Annotated in this window: 16 protein-coding genes; 7 read left to right on the forward strand and 9 right to left on the reverse strand. The window is 53.2% G+C overall.

What is annotated here, in order from left to right:
- Window positions 1–96 precede the first annotated feature (96 nt).
- Both EA58_RS05375 and EA58_RS05380 read right to left on the reverse strand, forming a co-directional pair.
- Window positions 97–1,110 carry a M48 family metallopeptidase gene (locus tag EA58_RS05375; RefSeq protein ID WP_051641908.1) on the reverse strand — a complete coding sequence of 338 codons (1,014 nt, stop codon included), beginning with the start codon at window positions 1,108–1,110 and terminating at the stop codon, window positions 97–99.
- Window positions 1,107–2,255, reverse strand: a complete 1,149-nt coding sequence (locus tag EA58_RS05380) for a YjgN family protein (protein WP_036749974.1) — start codon at window positions 2,253–2,255, stop codon at window positions 1,107–1,109. Before EA58_RS05380 ends, EA58_RS05375 begins: the two co-directional genes overlap by 4 nt.
- A 271-nt stretch (window positions 2,256–2,526) precedes the next feature.
- Between EA58_RS05380 and EA58_RS05385 the strand changes: the two genes are divergently transcribed.
- Window positions 2,527–2,949, forward strand: a complete 423-nt coding sequence (locus tag EA58_RS05385) for a DUF2061 domain-containing protein (protein ID WP_036749977.1) — start codon at window positions 2,527–2,529, stop codon at window positions 2,947–2,949.
- A gap of 59 nt (window positions 2,950–3,008) precedes the next feature.
- Entirely contained in the window at window positions 3,009–3,914 is a 906-nt protein-coding gene (locus EA58_RS21280; protein WP_036749980.1) for a bifunctional helix-turn-helix transcriptional regulator/GNAT family N-acetyltransferase, read from the forward strand.
- Between the two features lie 58 nt (window positions 3,915–3,972).
- On the opposite strand, the gene rraB is transcribed toward EA58_RS21280, so the two are convergent.
- Window positions 3,973–4,353, reverse strand: a complete 381-nt coding sequence (rraB, locus tag EA58_RS05395; protein ID WP_036749983.1) for a ribonuclease E inhibitor RraB — start codon at window positions 4,351–4,353, stop codon at window positions 3,973–3,975.
- Between the two features lie 280 nt (window positions 4,354–4,633).
- On the opposite strand from rraB, the gene argF reads away from it, so the two are divergent.
- The 5 genes from argF (at window position 4,634) to EA58_RS05420 (ending at window position 9,000) form a co-directional block, all read left to right on the forward strand.
- Window positions 4,634–5,638: an ornithine carbamoyltransferase gene (argF, locus tag EA58_RS05400; RefSeq protein WP_036749986.1), complete on the forward strand. Its 1,005-nt coding sequence runs from the start codon at window positions 4,634–4,636 to the stop codon at window positions 5,636–5,638.
- Window positions 5,639–5,899: 261 nt separating this feature from the next.
- Window positions 5,900–6,829: an aspartate carbamoyltransferase gene (gene pyrB, locus EA58_RS05405; RefSeq protein ID WP_036749989.1), complete on the forward strand. Its 930-nt coding sequence runs from the start codon at window positions 5,900–5,902 to the stop codon at window positions 6,827–6,829.
- A 15-nt stretch (window positions 6,830–6,844) separates the two neighbouring features.
- Window positions 6,845–7,309: an aspartate carbamoyltransferase regulatory subunit gene (gene pyrI / locus EA58_RS05410; RefSeq protein ID WP_036749992.1), complete on the forward strand. Its 465-nt coding sequence runs from the start codon at window positions 6,845–6,847 to the stop codon at window positions 7,307–7,309.
- 247 nt (window positions 7,310–7,556) lie between these two features.
- Window positions 7,557–8,543, forward strand: coding sequence for a trypsin-like peptidase domain-containing protein (locus EA58_RS20825; protein ID WP_152547941.1), 987 nt, complete (start codon window positions 7,557–7,559; stop codon window positions 8,541–8,543).
- A 67-nt stretch (window positions 8,544–8,610) separates the two neighbouring features.
- A complete protein-coding gene (locus tag EA58_RS05420; protein ID WP_036749993.1) occupies window positions 8,611–9,000 on the forward strand; it encodes a RidA family protein in 390 nt (129 codons plus the stop codon).
- Between the two features lie 111 nt (window positions 9,001–9,111).
- On the opposite strand, the gene idi is transcribed toward EA58_RS05420, so the two are convergent.
- The 6 genes from idi to cpdA form a co-directional block, all read right to left on the reverse strand.
- Window positions 9,112–9,648 carry an isopentenyl-diphosphate Delta-isomerase gene (gene idi, locus EA58_RS05425; RefSeq protein WP_036749996.1) on the reverse strand — a complete coding sequence of 179 codons (537 nt, stop codon included), beginning with the start codon at window positions 9,646–9,648 and terminating at the stop codon, window positions 9,112–9,114.
- A gap of 79 nt (window positions 9,649–9,727) precedes the next feature.
- Complete coding sequence (locus EA58_RS05430; RefSeq protein ID WP_036749999.1) at window positions 9,728–10,453, reverse strand: 1-acylglycerol-3-phosphate O-acyltransferase; 726 nt, start codon at window positions 10,451–10,453, stop codon at window positions 9,728–9,730.
- A 168-nt stretch (window positions 10,454–10,621) separates the two neighbouring features.
- Window positions 10,622–12,889 carry a DNA topoisomerase IV subunit A gene (parC, locus tag EA58_RS05435; RefSeq protein WP_036750002.1) on the reverse strand — a complete coding sequence of 756 codons (2,268 nt, stop codon included), beginning with the start codon at window positions 12,887–12,889 and terminating at the stop codon, window positions 10,622–10,624.
- A gap of 73 nt (window positions 12,890–12,962) precedes the next feature.
- Entirely contained in the window at window positions 12,963–14,852 is a 1,890-nt protein-coding gene (parE, locus tag EA58_RS05440; RefSeq protein WP_036750004.1) for a DNA topoisomerase IV subunit B, read from the reverse strand.
- Window positions 14,853–14,971: 119 nt separating this feature from the next.
- Window positions 14,972–15,550 carry an esterase YqiA gene (yqiA, locus tag EA58_RS05445; RefSeq protein WP_036750007.1) on the reverse strand — a complete coding sequence of 193 codons (579 nt, stop codon included), beginning with the start codon at window positions 15,548–15,550 and terminating at the stop codon, window positions 14,972–14,974.
- Complete coding sequence (cpdA, locus tag EA58_RS05450) at window positions 15,550–16,374, reverse strand: 3',5'-cyclic-AMP phosphodiesterase (protein ID WP_036750009.1); 825 nt, start codon at window positions 16,372–16,374, stop codon at window positions 15,550–15,552. Before cpdA ends, yqiA begins: the two co-directional genes overlap by 1 nt.
- Window positions 16,375–16,379: the final 5 nt, after the last annotated feature.

Consider the following 16,379-nt stretch of genomic DNA (forward strand, 5'->3'; position numbering starts at 1 on the left):
CGGGGAGGGGGGGGGGGGGGGGGGGATAGAAAGATTATCCCCAAATGAAACACACTGGGGATAATTAAGTACAGGAAACTGATTGAACTTGCACGCTTATTGCTCCAGCGCGCTCACCGCCTCGATTCGTTGATTCAGGTCCGGGTGGCTTTGTAGCCATTCCGGCAGTTCGCTGTCGCTGCCATGCTCCATAAAGCGATGAAACATCGCGGCCATCGGCTCGGTCGTGCCATATTGCTTGAGCATCTGCTCCGCAGCAAAACTGTCGGCTTCACGCTCAGCGTCCCGTGAATAACCAGAAGAAGCAATAAAGACCCCGGCACCGGTCAGGTTATCTGCCAGTCCGGAATTTTCACCGGTCAACAAAGCCACCGAAACGGATAACAGCGCCGACTGTACCACAGCCTCCATCACATGCTGGTGATAAAGATGGCCGACTTCATGCAGCAGCACACTCTCCAGCTCAGCCGGTGTTGTGGCCAGTGCCACCAGCGAGTCCGTCACCACGATAGTCCCGTCACTCAAAGCAAAAGCATTCGGCCCTTTTTGCCAGGAACGGAAAACAATTTTCGGTTCAAACGGCAGGGGGGGCCAATTATCCTGAAGCAAAGCAAACCTGTCCCGAATCTGCCATTGCTCCTGCTCGTCCAACTGCGACGGAGCGAACAGATACTCATCCAGCGTCTCCAGCACCGTTTCACCGATATACTCCGGAACCGCCTGGGGTAACATCCGAGCCAGTATGTGACTGGCCGCCGGAATACCATAACGATAAGTCCCTGCCCCCAGCACGATCAAAAAGACCAGACTGGCGACAATCGCCAGCCAATGACGTTCCAGTCGGTAGATCCATAAGCTTCGCTTCGTTCCGTGCGCCTGAATCCAATCCGCCAACATCTGATTTTCAGCGGCTTTAAATAACCAGCCATCCGGAAATGTGATCTGAGCCGGCAGGCTACCCAGCGGCTCCGAAAACGTCAGCGCATCCATGGCCCACTCGCCAGTATGCTCACCACAACGCAGCGTCACGCTGCCATCGGGTATCAATTCCAGCTCAGCCACCAGCCGCTCAGCGCTGAGCGGCGGATGACAGGTGCCCTGAATGATCATCCGAGACCCATTTCAACATCAAAGGCGGCCGCCACTTCATCGGCAATAGCAGCGCCATCATCGGCCACTTCCCCTTTGGCTTTCAGCAGCGCCAAATCACCAATCACGGCTGTATTGTCAGCCAGATAGCGTGACGTTCGCACCATGACCCAAGGGCGAGCCAGACCCAGCGTCACAACCTGAGCAAAAAAGTTCGTCACAATCAGCCAGACAAAGGCAGCGGTACGTAATGTGGAAGCAAAACCATATTCTAGTTCACCGTCTGTTTTCAGCTGCGCAAAAGTGTAATTTCGGACCCGGGCTTTCATAAAAGCAGAGACGATCACCATCATCAGAAACAGCCCCAGATACAAGATAATGACAGTAAAAAACGGCCACAGCGCACCATTGTGCCCATCGAGCTGACCTGTCGCAAAACTCGTCAGTGCCCCGGCACCGGCAACCACGACGACCAGCCCGACCATGGCAGCCAGGATGCCCAGACCTAACAACGAGGCCAGCAAGGTCGTTTTGATGAAAAACCGAGTGCGGATCTCAGCGCTCAACAGACGATCACCATACTGGTAGCCATTGGCGAAATAACGAGTAATTGTGGCGGTGACATTGGCAAACATGAAGAAATAACCCGCAACCGACAGCACGATAAAGACAATGCCGGCAGCCAGCGACTTATCAATCACTGAAGCCGCAGCAACCATCAGAATGACCAGTGGAATCATTGAGAAGAAACCACATCCCAGCATTGCCCAGTAAGCCCCTTTCAGGGAACCGTTGAAGTTAAAACGCACATTGCGGTAACTGGTCATCCGGGCATCAAAACGGGCATTGTTACGTGCCAGCAGTGGATAGATCGCCACAAATGCCAGCATCAGCAGCGAAGCAAAAGTTGGCATGAAGTTACTGGCAATCGCCCAAATCAGCACACAGACAAAGGCAATCAAGCGGCCAATCAGAATCTGTTTCGGCGTCGCATGGTAATCGAAGCGATCGCCAGCCAGTTCAAGGTTGCCGTAAAAATATTTTTTAGTCCGCACTTTCGCCCAGGCCGAGTAAATCCCCAGAGTCACGAAACTGAGCAAAATATTGACAATCCAGATGCCGAAGAACTCGCCACCCCTGCCATGAAAGATAACCTTATTATTCATTATGAGTTGTCCTAATGGTTTGCAAGCGTTGATAAAAATCAGTTGACCAAGTGCGTCGATACTGTGAAAAAATATCAGTCAATATACCTCAGCACCATGCACTCAGCAGCATAAAGTTTTCCCTGTATTTCTTTGAATAAGGCGACACTGGACGCTCATTCGTGTCGACGCGCAACAATGAATAGCTTTTAGCTATTGATAGGATAGAATCAAACGTTTTTACTGATTAATAATGGTATCCCATACTGTCCTTATCAACGAGGATCACAGTATGAAAAAAACGATCAGCTTTGCCATGATTCACTTTACCGTCGCGTTTACCGTCGCCTATCTGCTGACCGGCGACATAATTCTGGGGAGCCTGATTGCCCTCATCGAACCCTTGGTCAACACCGTGGCATTCTACTTTCATGAAAGAATCTGGCAATGGCCGTCACTGAAGCATTCACGTTTTGGCAAACCCGCCAACAAAACCATCAGCTTTGCGGCAGTCCATTTCAGTGTTGCTTTCACGGTCGCTTACCTGCTTAGCGGGAGCTGGATGGTCGGCGGTATCATGGCACTGATCGAGCCCGCCATAAATACGCTGGCCTATCTTGCACATGAAACAGTCTGGCAACGCAGAGAAAAACATCAGGCAAGCAGCCACTCTCATTGCCGGCATCATTCGATCACACCATCGATCACCCATTGACATTGTTGTGAACCGCAATTAAATTTGATTGCACACCACAACAACATGGAATCCGATGGATGGATGCTCAAACCTTGCGCCAGCGTTCCCGACAACTGGTTCGCCAGCTCGGGATGCTCGATAGCCAATGTGGCAACATGGCGCTGACCCCCGTTCAGGCGCATACTCTGATCGAACTCGAAGCCCAACCCTGCACGGTCAATGACATGGCCGCCCGGCTCAACGTAGACAAATCAAACGCCAGCCGTACTCTGGCTGTACTCAGTAACGCTGGGTTGGTCACCACTCATCCGCATCCGGATGACAAACGCAGCCAGATTGCCACGCTGACTCCCGAAGGCGCAGCCAGGCTGGCTGAACTGCATCAAAGACTGAACACCCAGGTGGATGGTTTTCTGGCCCAAATGGATCTGGATGAAATCGAGCAATTAGACCAAAGCCTGCAACGCTACCATAAAGCCATGGTGATGGCGGACAGACAGCAAGGCTATGCCATCCGGTCATTGACACCACTGGACAATGCGGCGATTGCTGCCGTCATTCGACGCGTTTCTGCAGAATATGATCTCACCGCAGACAAAGGGTATGGTGTCGCCGATCCAACCCTCGACAGCATGAGTGAGGTTTACCAGCCCGCACGCCATGCTTACTGGGTGATTGAACACCATCACCGGGTACTGGGTGGTGGTGGCATTGCAGCACTGGCCGGAGAAGAAAACGTGTGTGAGTTACAGAAAATGTATTTTCTGCCTGAGCTGCGAGGACGTGGCCTGGCACGAAAGCTGGCGGTAAAAGCGCTGCGATATGCCCGTGAACAAGACTATCGCGCCTGTTATCTGGAAACGACGGCCAACTTAGTTGAGGCCATTGCGCTGTATGAATCATTGGGATTTCAACATCTCGACGGCCCGATGGGGAACACTGGCCACGATGCCTGTGAGATTCGAATGGTGAAGTGGCTGTAAGCGAAAGAACATCATGAAAAAAGCTGGCGATGCCAGCTTTTTTCAGTCACGGATAGGATCAGTCTTCGTCGTCTTCGCCCGACTCGAAGTAAGTGCCCCAACCGTCGTAATCAATATTGTACTTCTGCGCCAGTTCCACCAGCTTCAGCACCTGCTCGTCGATCAGTTCAGCATCCAGTGCAGACTCCATCACGGCATCGAAACACACCACTTTACCGCCACCGTCTTCCGGGTCCAGTTCAAGCTCTTCAGCATCCATGACTTCGAAGCCCATTTTGAATGCTTCTGCAGCCGCACCTTCCAGTTGCGCAAAAGTATCCGCGGAGAAATGGTGCTCAATCGAATACAGCGCATCCGGATCACTGCCATCTTCCAGCAGGGACTCAATAATCTCGCGAGTCTCTTCCTTCTGCTCTTCAATCAATTCTGCGTAAGACATAGGGTCTCTCCAAATAGGGTCTGCCGACCAGAGTATGTACGAAATCGGCCGCCAATATGGCACGGATCCCTATGAATTTCCATCTTCTCCCCGCCCTTTTCTTTACCGGAAAGACTCCTCGTCACCAGCCCACGCATTTTTCATGTCAGCCGGCTGACTTTTACAATTGACACACGCATATATAATTTCATATTTTATGGGTAATTATTCACAAATAACGTATTTTCATACATAACGCAGCGATCAGTGTTCGCTGATGTCATGAACACGAGGACGAGATATGGCATTTAATCTGCGCAACCGGAACTTTCTCAAGCTGCTGGATTTCACCCCACGCGAAATCGGGCACCTGCTGACGCTTTCCGCAGAACTGAAAAAAGCCAAATATGCGGGGCACGAACAACCGCGTCTGAGCGGCAAAAACATTGCCCTGATTTTTGAAAAGTCCTCCACCCGTACCCGATGCGCCTTTGAAGTCGCCGCGTTTGATCAGGGTGCCCGCGTGTCCTATCTTGGCCCGTCCGGCAGCCAGATCGGCCATAAAGAATCGATGAAAGACACGGCACGCGTGCTGGGCCGGATGTATGACGGCATTCAGTACCGGGGGTTCGGTCAGGACATCGTGGAAGAACTGGGCAAATACGCGGGGGTTCCGGTCTGGAACGGCCTGACCGATGAATTCCACCCGACACAAATTCTGGCGGACTTTCTCACCATGCAAGAGCACAACCCGGATAAACCCTTGCAGGACATCAGGTTTGCCTATCTGGGCGATGCGCGCAATAACATGGGTAATTCTCTGATGGTGGGCGCTGCGAAAATGGGCATGGATATCCGTCTGGTTGCCCCTGAAGCGTACTGGCCGGAAGATACACTGGTGAAACAGTGCCTTGAAATTGCTCAGGAAACCGGTGCCCGGATCACGCTGACCGAATCGGTTGAAGAAGGCGTCCACGGATGTGACTATCTCTACACGGATGTGTGGGTCTCGATGGGAGAAGCACCGTCCGCCTGGGATGAGCGGGTGAAATCGCTGCTGCCTTATCAGGTCAATTCATCCACGCTCAAAGCGACCGGTAATCCCAGCGTCAAATTTATGCACTGCCTGCCTGCGTTTCATAATGATGAAACCACCGTGGGTAAGGAAGTGGCTGAAAAGTACGGCTTATCCGGCCTGGAAGTGACTGAATCCGTCTTTGAGTCGGAACATTCAATCGTCTTTGATCAGGCTGAAAACCGGATGCACACCATCAAAGCCGTGATGGTGGCAACGCTGGGTAGCTAACGAACATCCAACCGGGCAAACGCTTGCGCCCCAGAAAAATGGCGGTATAATCCTCCGCAATTTGTCTGGAGAGAGCAAAAAATGGCCCTGATCGCAATGCAAAATCTGCAGCGACGCCGCCGGTTCACGGCGAGCCGTGCCGTTTTTGTTTCTCCGAAACCGAATCCACAAGCCTCCTGATCTCAGGGGGCTTTTTTTTACCTGTAACTCCGGACCAGACAGAGCTGAAGCAACGTGTTCCAGACCAAAGAGGGAAGCGCCATGGCGAATTCGCTATACCATAAGCACATTATTTCTATCCCCGAGCTTAACCGCAGCGAACTTGAGCTGATCGTTGAAACCGCTGCACAGCTGAAGAAAGAGCCGAATCCTGAGCTGCTGAAGCATAAGGTGGTCGCCAGCTGTTTCTTCGAGCCATCCACCCGCACCCGCCTGTCTTTCGAAACTGCAATTCAGCGTCTGGGCGGCAGTGTGATTGGCTTTGACAGTGGCGGCAATACCTCACTGGCCAAGAAAGGCGAAACCCTGATTGACTCGGTGCAGGTGATTACCTCTTATGTCGATGCCTTCGTGATGCGCCATCCTCAGGAAGGTGCAGCGCGTCTGGCGTCGGAGTTTTCCGGCAAGGTTCCGGTGATTAACGCCGGTGACGGGGCGAACCAGCATCCAACCCAAACTTTGCTGGATCTGTTCAGCATTGCCGAAACTCAGGGCCGTCTGGACAACCTCAATGTCGCTTTCGTGGGCGATCTGAAATACGGCCGTACCGTGCATTCCCTGACGCAGGCCCTGTCGAAGTTCAACAACATCCGCTTCTTCTTTATCGCGCCGGAAGCGCTGGCAATGCCAGACTACATTTGCGAAGAACTGGATGAAGCCGGCATTCAGTACAGCCTGCACACCCAAATGGAAGAAGTGATCCCTGAGCTGGACATCCTCTACATGACCCGGGTACAAAAAGAGCGCTTCGATGAGTCGGAATATGCCCATATGAAAGCGGCTTATATCCTGAATGCCGACATGCTGACCAACGCGCGGGAAAACCTCAAAGTGCTGCACCCACTGCCACGCGTGGATGAGATCACCACGGATGTGGACACCACCCCGCACGCTTATTATTTCCAGCAGGCAGAAAATGGTGTCTATGCCCGCCAGGCACTGCTGGCACTGGTGCTAAACCCAAATCTTTAAGCAGGAGAGTCCATCATGACAAAAGACACCCAACTTCAGGTTGAAGCGATCAAAAACGGCACTGTCATCGACCATATTCCTGCCAACATCGGCATCAAGGTTTTGCGCCTGTTTCAACTGCATGAAGCGAAAGAAAAAGTCACCATTGGCCTGAATCTGCCATCTTCCGTTCAGGGCACCAAGGATCTGATCAAAATTGAAAATGTCTTCCTGAATGAAGAGCTGGCCAATCAGTTGGCGCTGTATGCCCCTAAAGCCACGGTCAACCAGATTGAAGACTATCAGGTCGTAAAGAAACTGACCCTGTCGCTGCCGGCGCAGATTAACGCAATCTTCAAATGCCCGAACTCGAACTGTATCACCCACAACGAGCCGGTCGACAGCAGTTTCAACGTTCTGACCAAGCATGAAGAAGTACGTCTGAAGTGCAAATACTGCGAAAAAGTCTTTGCCCGCGATATCGTCACCGATTACCACTGATACCGTGCCCTCAATGACAAAACTGAGAAAGCCGGCTCACCTCTGAGCCGGCTTTACTGTTTTTATACCTTTTCATACATCAACCCTCACCTGTCTCAGTTCAACAACATAGTCTCATCAGGCCGCTCCCTAGACTCAGGGAAAACGTCATCGCCCGATTCCCTGATTCACCCAGGTGATCGGCTGCGTTTCTTCAGGGGCATCATGCTTTCGCCCTGTGTCACAGGCGCTGAATCAGGGACATCAAATGAACAGAAATGGACAGTATTGTCATCTTTTACTGAAACAATGGGCTGAAAAACTGTTTACTGGATTGCTGGCTCTGGGATTGGTCAGCTGCATCATGACCAATGGAGACGTTTCTCAGGCCCCGGCACATGCAGCCAACCAACAAGTGGTCATCGGCGTCCCTATCCTGCTCGGCGGATTCGGCTCGGCAGTCCCCATCACGCCGCATCTGCAAGTCACCGCCAAACATGTCGCCCGTTACTCCTGGAACCGGGATGTGATTTATCATCCGCTCTGTGATCTGGCACTGATCCGGACCGACTCCACCACCGTACCAACCTGGGGACTGATTTATCCGGATCAGCCGGTCACCCATCTCGGACATTCCCTGCTGGGGAACAGCATTCAGGGTCAGGGCAAATACCTGCAAGATGTCATGGATACCAACAGTCAGTGTCTTTATTCACTCAGCGATGCCCCCGTCATGTCTGGCATGAGCGGTGGCCCAGTGCTCAATGACGCCGGTGAGATTGTGGGGATCACCGTCGCGATTGTGAATAATCCGGAAGATCTCAGAAACCTGCGTCCGGCACTCCGTTACAGCCAGTTTATTCCGGCAACCCTAATCTTCGACTGGCTGGCCGAACTTGGGATCACGCCAACATCAGCCAGTCATGACCTCGCCAGTATTGAGGTCTCTCCCTATGTCCGACGTCTCAACCGCAACACCGAGGTACCAGACTCACTGAATGCCCCTCACGACCCGGAAACCGCGGCAATTCGGCCGGCGTCCCCCCCTGTGTCCGAGTCCCGTCCGACGCCCTCGCCGCTCAGCAGTTTCCAGACGCAGGTAACAGGCACCTTCCCTGCGACCACAAATGACAGTAAAGATGTCGCCCTGAAAGCTGACTCACCGGCTATTTATCAGACGAACGATGCCGATGCTGGCAAATCTTCTCCCGAAACGATTCAGAACGCTGGTGAAGAGGCTGCGTTTCAGGAGTAAATCTTTTGACCTGCCAGACAAGGCGTTGCACACTAGTTCCTTTCCATTGAAGCAATAAGGAACAACGATGACTCAAGTACTGCACACAGACAAAGCGCCTGCGGCGATCGGCCCATATGTTCAGGGCGTGGATCTGGGCAACATGGTTCTGACTTCCGGCCAGATTCCAGTAAATCCAGCGACCGGTGAAGTACCAGAAGATATCGCAGCTCAAGCGCGTCAGTCACTGGAAAACGTCAAAGCTGTTGTTGAATCTTCAGGTCTGAAAGTGTCAGATATCGTGAAAATGACAGTGTTTGTGAAAGATCTGAACGACTTCGGCACCGTCAACGAAGTGTACGGGAACTTCTTCGATGAAAACCATGCCCCTTATCCGGCACGTTCTTGCGTTGAGGTTGCTCGTCTGCCAAAAGATGTGAAAATCGAAATCGAAGCGATTGCGGTGCGTAAAGCCTGATCCGGCAAATGTCTGCGATACGATGATGAAATAAAGACGAAATAAAAAGACGGGCGCACCAGCCCGTCTTTTTAATGTGTGTTTGAATGTGCGCTTTTAGGTATATAGCAGTTATCGCGAGAGGGACGCCAGTGTCTGACGGTAGACCTCACTGAACCAGGCCGTAAACGTTTCAGGAGATTGCGCCAGATGCGCCGAAAGTTCCGCTTCCGGCCACCAGCGATAGGCCATCACTTCTTCCGGATTCGGAGCAACCGCCAGTGCCGGCACTTCCGCCACCAGCACCGCATCCAGTTCATGCTCAACTAAATCGTTATCCAGCGCTGCGCGGTACACAAAACGGGCCACTTCATCGACATGTACCACGTCGTTGATCCCCATTTCTTCGCCCAAACGCCGGGTTGCTGCCTGTTGCAGGCTCTCGCCCTCACGGGGATGAGAACAACAGGTATTCGTCCACAAACCACCGCTGTGATACTTTTCCAGCGCCCGTTGCTGTAACAGGAATTCTCTGCCTGTCTGTGTTTCACGGTACAACAGCACCGAAAAAGCAAGGTGCAACAGCCCATCCCGGTGAGCCTGCATTTTTTCGGCCAGTCCCTGATGCTCACCGGCCTGATTCACCAATATCACGAATTCCTGGCGCATGACTTACCTTTTCTGACGACAAAAACAAAGACAGGCCCAAATGGCCTGTCTTCCTGACAATACAAAATGCGTGAAGCGATTATTTGGCGGAACGGGCCGCAGCTTCAGCATTCAGCTCATCCAGTTTCGCAACCATGAGATCACGGCAACGCCCTGACAGCTCACGAATGTCTTCTTTGGTCATGCCTTCGGTGGAGACCGGTGGCATCACTTCAACAATCACCACACCATTGTTCCAGCGGTTAAACTTAACATGGTCTGTGGTGCTGCACACAATCGGCACCACTGGCACACCCGCGCCGATCGCCGCATGGAAGGCACCGGTTTTAAATGGCAGCAGACCTCGGCCGCGAGAACGCGTACCTTCCGGGAACATCCAGACTGAGACATTCCGTTCTTTAATTTTTTCCACCACCTGACCGATCGTGCCCATCGCTTTGCTTCGGTTCGCACGGTCAATCAAAATGTTACCGGTCAGCCAGTACAACTGGCCAAACAAAGGCATCCACAGCAGGCTCTTTTTGCCGACCGTCACGGTACGCGGCAACACCGCACCGGCAATGGTAAACAAATCATAATTATTCTGGTGGTTACCGATATGCACGCTCGGGCCGACTTCTTTGGCTGCATCTGCCACACGTAATTCCAGCCGAATCCCAAGGATACGGGACATTTTAGCGAATAAACGGGCAAACGTGTGAACATGTTTCGGATTTCGTGGGCTGAGCAGGCAATAACCGCAGCCAAACACAAACATGACGATGGCAAACAGCGCAAGTGCCAACAGTCGAAATACAGCAATCATCAAATTCTCCTCAGCGTACAAGCGTGCGCTAGTATACCCAGTCAAAGGGAAATTACATCCATAAAACGGCTTTTTTGTCGGATTCTGACACCAGTTCAAATGCCTCCAGCGAAACAAAACAGGCCTCGGAATGAGGCCTGTTTCATACTATGTTATGCGCCAGAACGATCAGCTTTGCTCATCGCCCTGATCGGGTACAGCGATTTCATAACTGGTGACCCGCTGCAAGCCACGTGGCAACATCGCCCCGCGACGTCCGCGCTCACCGATAAAGTTCTCCAGATCAGCAGTTTTCAGTCCCAGCTTCCGCTTACCTGCGTACAGGGTCAGCTCGCTGCCTGCCGGCAGTACCAGCAGGTGAGACAAGAACTCTTCGCGGGCTTTGGCACGGGCCGCAGGAATATTGATGATTTTATTCCCTTTCCCTTTGCCCAGCTGCGGCAGATCCTGAAGCGGGAAGACCAGCATCCGGCCTTCGTTGGTGATCGCCAGCACCTGATCTGATTTCAGATCTGAAATTGGTTGCGGCGGCATCACCTCACACTCGGCAGGCACACTCAGCAACGCCTTACCATTCCGGTTCTTGGAGATCATGTCGCTGCCCTTACAGACAAAACCATAACCGGCATCAGACGCCATCAGCCAGTACTGCTCATCATCCGGCATCAAAACCTGACGCACGCTACTGCCTGCGGTAATGTTCAGACGGCCGGTAATCGGCTCACCCTGACTGCGCGCAGACGGCAGGGAATGAGACTCCAGCGCATAACTGCGGCCATCGCTGCCGATAAAGACCGCTGGCTGGTTGCTCTTGCCGCGGGCGTGGCTGAGATAGCTGTCACCCGACTTGTAATTCAGTGTGCTCGGATCAACCTCATGCCCCTTGGCATGACGGACCCAGCCCTTATCCGACAGCACCACCGTAATCGCTTCACTCGGCAGCAGATCGCGCTCGGTCATTGCTTTGGCTTCTGCCCGCTCGACCAGTGGAGAACGGCGGTCATCACCGTACTTCTCGGCATCGGCCAGCAACTCTTTTTTCAGCAGGGTATTCATACGGCGTTCAGAGCCCAGCAGCTGTTCCAGCTTCTCGCGCTCTTTATTCAGTTCATCCTGCTCGCCACGGATCTTGATCTCTTCCAGTTTGGCTAACTGGCGTAATTTAATCTCAAGAATCGCTTCTGCCTGCGTCGCACTCAGCCCAAAACGGCTCATCAGTTCTGCTTTCGGATCATCTTCGGTGCGGATGATCTCGATCACTTCATCGATGTTGAGATATGCAGCCAGCAAACCTTCCAGAATGTGCAGGCGGGCCAGCACTTTGTCCAGACGATATTGCAGACGGCGACGCACGGTTTCACGGCGGAAGGTCAGCCATTCAGACAGAATCGTGACCAGACCTTTCACCTGAGGACGTCCGTCCAGACCCAGCATGTTCAGGTTGACCCGGAAACTTTTCTCCAGATCCGTTGATGCAAACAAGTGTTCCATCAGTTGTTCGCTGTCCACACGGTTTGAGCGCGGTACGATCACAATCCGAGTCGGGTTCTCATGGTCTGACTCATCACGTAAGTCTTCCACCAGCGGCAACTTCTTCGCCCGCATCATTCCGGCAATCTGCTCCAGCAGTTTGGAGCCGGAGACCTGGTGTGGCAGTGCGGTAATGATGATTTCACCATTATCTTTGCTCCACACGGCACGCATTTTCACGCTGCCTTTCCCGGTGCGGTAAATCTTTTTCAGATCTTCTTTCGAAGACGTAATTTCTGCTTCCGTCGGATAATCCGGGCCTTTGACAAACGTCATCAGCTCGTCCAGATCCGCCTTCGGATTTTCGATCAGATGCACCACGGCATTGGCGACTTCACGGGCATTATGCGGCGGAATATCGGTTGCCATACCCACGGCAATCCCCGTGACACCATTGAGCAGGATGTGCGGCAGACGGGCCGGCAGCATCAAAGGTTCTTTCATGGTGCCGTCAAAGTTCGGGCCCCACTCGACCGTGCCCTGACCCAGTTCACTGAGCAGCACTTCAGAAAAACGTGACAGGCGCGATTCGGTATAACGCATGGCCGCGAACGATTTCGGGTCATCCGGAGCACCCCAGTTCCCCTGACCGTCAACCAGCGGATAACGATAAGAGAACGGCTGTGCCATCAGGACCATAGCTTCGTAGCAGGCTGAATCCCCATGCGGGTGATACTTACCCAGTACATCACCCACGGTCCGGGCAGATTTTTTGTATTTCGCTGTGGCACTCAGGCCCAGCTCAGACATTGCGTAAATAATCCGGCGCTGTACCGGTTTCAGGCCGTCACCGATAAACGGCAGGGCCCGGTCCATGATTACGTACATGGAGTAATTCAGATAGGCATCTTCAGTAAACTTTCGCAGCGGAAGCTGCTCGATACCTTCCATTGAGACATCAGTCATGGTGCTAAATCCGTGTTGTCCTCATTCCTGCCGGTCTGCCCGGCAGGAGGAAATCAGTCATGGGGTCGTCGGCTTACACGTCGACTTCGGCCAGATCGCCTTTGGTTTGCAGCCAGCTTCGGCGGTCTTCAGAACGCTTCTTACACAGCAGCATATCCATCATCTGGTTGGTCTGTTCATCGTCATCAATGGTCAGTTGCACCAGACGACGGGTATTTGGATCCATCGTGGTTTCACGCAGCTGCATTGGGTTCATTTCACCCAGACCTTTAAAGCGCTGGACATTGACCTTGCCGCGCTTGCCGCTCAAGCGGTCAAGAATGCCTTCTTTTTCGGCTTCATCCAGGGCGTAGTAAACCTCTTTGCCCAGATCGAGCCGGTACAGTGGCGGCATCGCAATATAAACGTGACCGGCACGCACCAGTGCCTCAAAGTGTTTCATAAACAGGGCGCACAACAGGGTTGCGATGTGCAGACCATCCGAGTCAGCATCCGCCAGAACGCAGATTTTACCGTAGCGCAGGCCGCTCAGATCGTCACTGTCGGGGTCGATTCCCAGTGCGACGGAAATATCATGAACTTCCTGAGAAGCCAGCACCTGATCGGCAGAAACTTCCCAGGTATTCAGAATCTTACCGCGCAGCGGCATGATGGCCTGATATTCACGGTCACGGGCCTGCTTGGCTGAACCGCCGGCCGAGTCACCCTCCACCAGGAACAGCTCAGTTCGGCTGAGATCCTGCTGGGAACAGTCGGCCAGTTTCCCCGGTAGCGCCGGACCACTGGTGACTTTCTTCCGCACCACCTTCTTGCTGGCACGCATCCGGCGGTGAGCGTTAGCAATACAGATTTCCGCTAACTGTTCTGCGATTTGCGGACGCTCGTTCAGCCACAGGCTGAAAGCATCTTTCACGACGCCAGAGACAAACGCCGCACACTGGCGGGAAGACAGGCGCTCTTTGGTCTGACCGGCAAACTGCGGATCCTGCATCTTCACCGAGAGGACGTAAGCACAGCGATCCCAGATATCTTCCGCAGTCAGCTTCACGCCACGCGGCAGCAGGTTACGGAATTCACAGAATTCACGCATCGCATCCAGCAAGCCCTGACGAAGCCCGTTCACATGGGTGCCCCCCTGAGCCGTCGGGATCAGGTTCACGTAGCTCTCCGTCAGCAATTCACCGCCTTCCGGCAACCAAACCACGGCCCAGTCGGCGGCCTCGTTCTGGCCGGAGAACACACCGGTAAACGGTGCTTCAGGCACTAGCGGATATTCTTTGACGGCTTCAATCAGATAATCGTTCAGACCATCTTCATAACACCAGCGCAGGGTTTCATTAGTGTTCTTGTCGGTAAAGACGATTTCAAGGCCAGGGCACAGCACAGCCTTGGCTTTCAGCACACTCTTGAGGCGGCTGACTGAGAATTTCGGGCTGTCGAAATATTTGGCATCCGGCCAGAAATGAACCCGGGTGCCTTTGGCGCGGCGGCCACAGGTATCAATCACTTCCAGTTCGCTGGCTTTGTCACCGTTCTCAAACGCGATCTGGTAGACCTGACCGTCACGTTTCACCGTGACTTCCACTCGCGTGGACAGGGCGTTCACCACAGAGATACCAACCCCGTGCAGGCCACCGGAGAACTGGTAGTTTTTATTGGAAAATTTACCACCGGCATGGAGTTTACACAGGATCAACTCGACCCCGGACACCCCTTCCTCAGGGTGAATATCCACCGGCATCCCACGACCGTCGTCAATGACTTCGAGCGACTGATCGTCGTGCAGGATCACTTCGACTTTCCTGGCATGGCCAGCCAGTGCCTCGTCGACACTGTTGTCGATTACTTCCTGACCCAGGTGGTTCGGCCGCGCCGTATCAGTGTACATGCCGGGACGGCGGCGAACCGGCTCTAGGCCGTTCAGAACCTCAATGGCTCCGGCGTTATAGCTTTGGTCTGTCATAGATTCGGAAAGTTACGAGAAAATGTTGCCACAATAGTCAGTAACCTCAGCCTTGATGTCAAGCTGAGGCTGGCTGAGACCAGATGAATCACGCATGCCCAGAGCACGCCGCGAAACAGTTATAAACCTAAAAAGCGGACGATATCGGCAGGATAGCGATTAAATCCGATGAAACTGTGATCCCCTTCCGGTTCTACCGTCTGACGACAGGCTGCGTATTTTTCCACCGCCTGACGGTAATCCAGCACTTCGTCCCCTTCCTGCTGCAATAACCACAACAGTTCGGGATGACTCAGTTGCCCGATCTCCAGCGCTTTCAGCTCATCCATATGCTGCGGCACCAGCGAATACACTTCGTCAGTATAAGGGTTCTTCTGCTCACCCAGGTAATCCATCAACAGTTCAAAAGGCTTCACCGCAGGATTGACCAGCACCGCCGGTAAACCATGTCGCTGGCTCAGCCAGGTGGCCAGATAGCCCCCCAGAGAACTGCCCACCAATCCAATCCGGTATGTCGGCTTCAAATGAGTAACTAATGTATCAATAAACTGGGCTGCCTGACTTGGGTAGCAGGGCAGTTGTGGGATCTCGACCCGGATGTCAGGGCGCTCAGCCCGGCAGTATGCCGCCATTTGCTGAGCTTTCATCGATTGAGGGGAGCTATTAAAACCGTGAAGATAAAGCAGCAATGTGTCCATCAGTAACCCGCCGCATCAAACTGTGGCGAGAAAGAACGCTTACGTACCCGCTCGACCTGCGTGTCGATTTCCCCGGTTGGCCTCAGTGCCAGCCAACGCCAGCCCGGATTCGACTGATCCAGCGCGAAATCATGAGAATCTGGCATGAACTGAATGCAGGTTGATGGCGTTGCCAGCACGCGGACGCCCTGATGCAGCACATCCAGTTCCTGATGAATATGCCCACACAGCACGGCCTTCACTTGCGGATATCGGGAAATCACCTGCCAGAAAGCATCATTGTTTTTCAACTGATGCTGATCCAGCCAGCGGCTGCCCGCAGGAAGTGGATGATGGTGCAGTAAAACCAGCGCATGCCGATCCGGTTCACCAGCCAGCGCTTTATCCAGCATTTCCAGCTGCACCGGACTCAGTTCACCATGCGGCACACCGACAACCTGACTGTCGAGCAAAATGACCTGCCAGTGCTCTCCCGCCAGTACCTGATCACAGGCTTTAATCTGCGGGGAAGGCAGCACACTCTTCATGCTCGGCTGATAATCATGATTACCGGGCAACCAAAAGCACGGCTGCGCCCAGCGTTCAATACCATGGGCAAAACGCTGGTAAGATTCCGGGGTATGATCCTGAGAGATATCGCCGGTCGCGATAATGGCATCAAACGGACGTGACTGTGCCGCCACTTCATCGAGCACGGCGTGAAAACTGTCTTTTGTTGCGACACCGAGCAGACTGCCGGCCTCATCCGCAAATAGGTGGGTATCGGTCAGTTGCAGCAACAGTACACTATCTGAATTTTTCTGCGGCAGAGAATAGGTCTGCAAAACGT

It is taken from the genome of Photobacterium galatheae (assembly GCF_000695255.1).
GTDB lineage: Bacteria > Pseudomonadota > Gammaproteobacteria > Enterobacterales > Vibrionaceae > Photobacterium > Photobacterium galatheae.

Excerpts from the sequence above, each read along its gene's own strand:
- EA58_RS05375 (WP_051641908.1), bottom strand. The coding sequence starts at position 1,110 with ATGATCATTCAGGGCACCTGTCATCCGCCGCTCAGCGCTGAGCGGCTG.
- EA58_RS05380 (WP_036749974.1), bottom strand. The coding sequence starts at position 2,255 with ATGAATAATAAGGTTATCTTTCATGGCAGGGGTGGCGAGTTCTTCGGC.
- EA58_RS05385 (WP_036749977.1), top strand. The coding sequence starts at position 2,527 with ATGAAAAAAACGATCAGCTTTGCCATGATTCACTTTACCGTCGCGTTT.
- EA58_RS21280 (WP_036749980.1), top strand. The coding sequence starts at position 3,009 with ATGGATGCTCAAACCTTGCGCCAGCGTTCCCGACAACTGGTTCGCCAG.
- rraB (WP_036749983.1), bottom strand. The coding sequence starts at position 4,353 with ATGTCTTACGCAGAATTGATTGAAGAGCAGAAGGAAGAGACTCGCGAG.
- argF (WP_036749986.1), top strand. The coding sequence starts at position 4,634 with ATGGCATTTAATCTGCGCAACCGGAACTTTCTCAAGCTGCTGGATTTC.
- pyrB (WP_036749989.1), top strand. The coding sequence starts at position 5,900 with ATGGCGAATTCGCTATACCATAAGCACATTATTTCTATCCCCGAGCTT.
- pyrI (WP_036749992.1), top strand. The coding sequence starts at position 6,845 with ATGACAAAAGACACCCAACTTCAGGTTGAAGCGATCAAAAACGGCACT.
- EA58_RS20825 (WP_152547941.1), top strand. The coding sequence starts at position 7,557 with ATGAACAGAAATGGACAGTATTGTCATCTTTTACTGAAACAATGGGCT.
- EA58_RS05420 (WP_036749993.1), top strand. The coding sequence starts at position 8,611 with ATGACTCAAGTACTGCACACAGACAAAGCGCCTGCGGCGATCGGCCCA.
- idi (WP_036749996.1), bottom strand. The coding sequence starts at position 9,648 with ATGCGCCAGGAATTCGTGATATTGGTGAATCAGGCCGGTGAGCATCAG.
- EA58_RS05430 (WP_036749999.1), bottom strand. The coding sequence starts at position 10,453 with ATGATTGCTGTATTTCGACTGTTGGCACTTGCGCTGTTTGCCATCGTC.
- parC (WP_036750002.1), bottom strand. The coding sequence starts at position 12,889 with ATGACTGATGTCTCAATGGAAGGTATCGAGCAGCTTCCGCTGCGAAAG.
- parE (WP_036750004.1), bottom strand. The coding sequence starts at position 14,852 with ATGACAGACCAAAGCTATAACGCCGGAGCCATTGAGGTTCTGAACGGC.
- yqiA (WP_036750007.1), bottom strand. The coding sequence starts at position 15,550 with ATGGACACATTGCTGCTTTATCTTCACGGTTTTAATAGCTCCCCTCAA.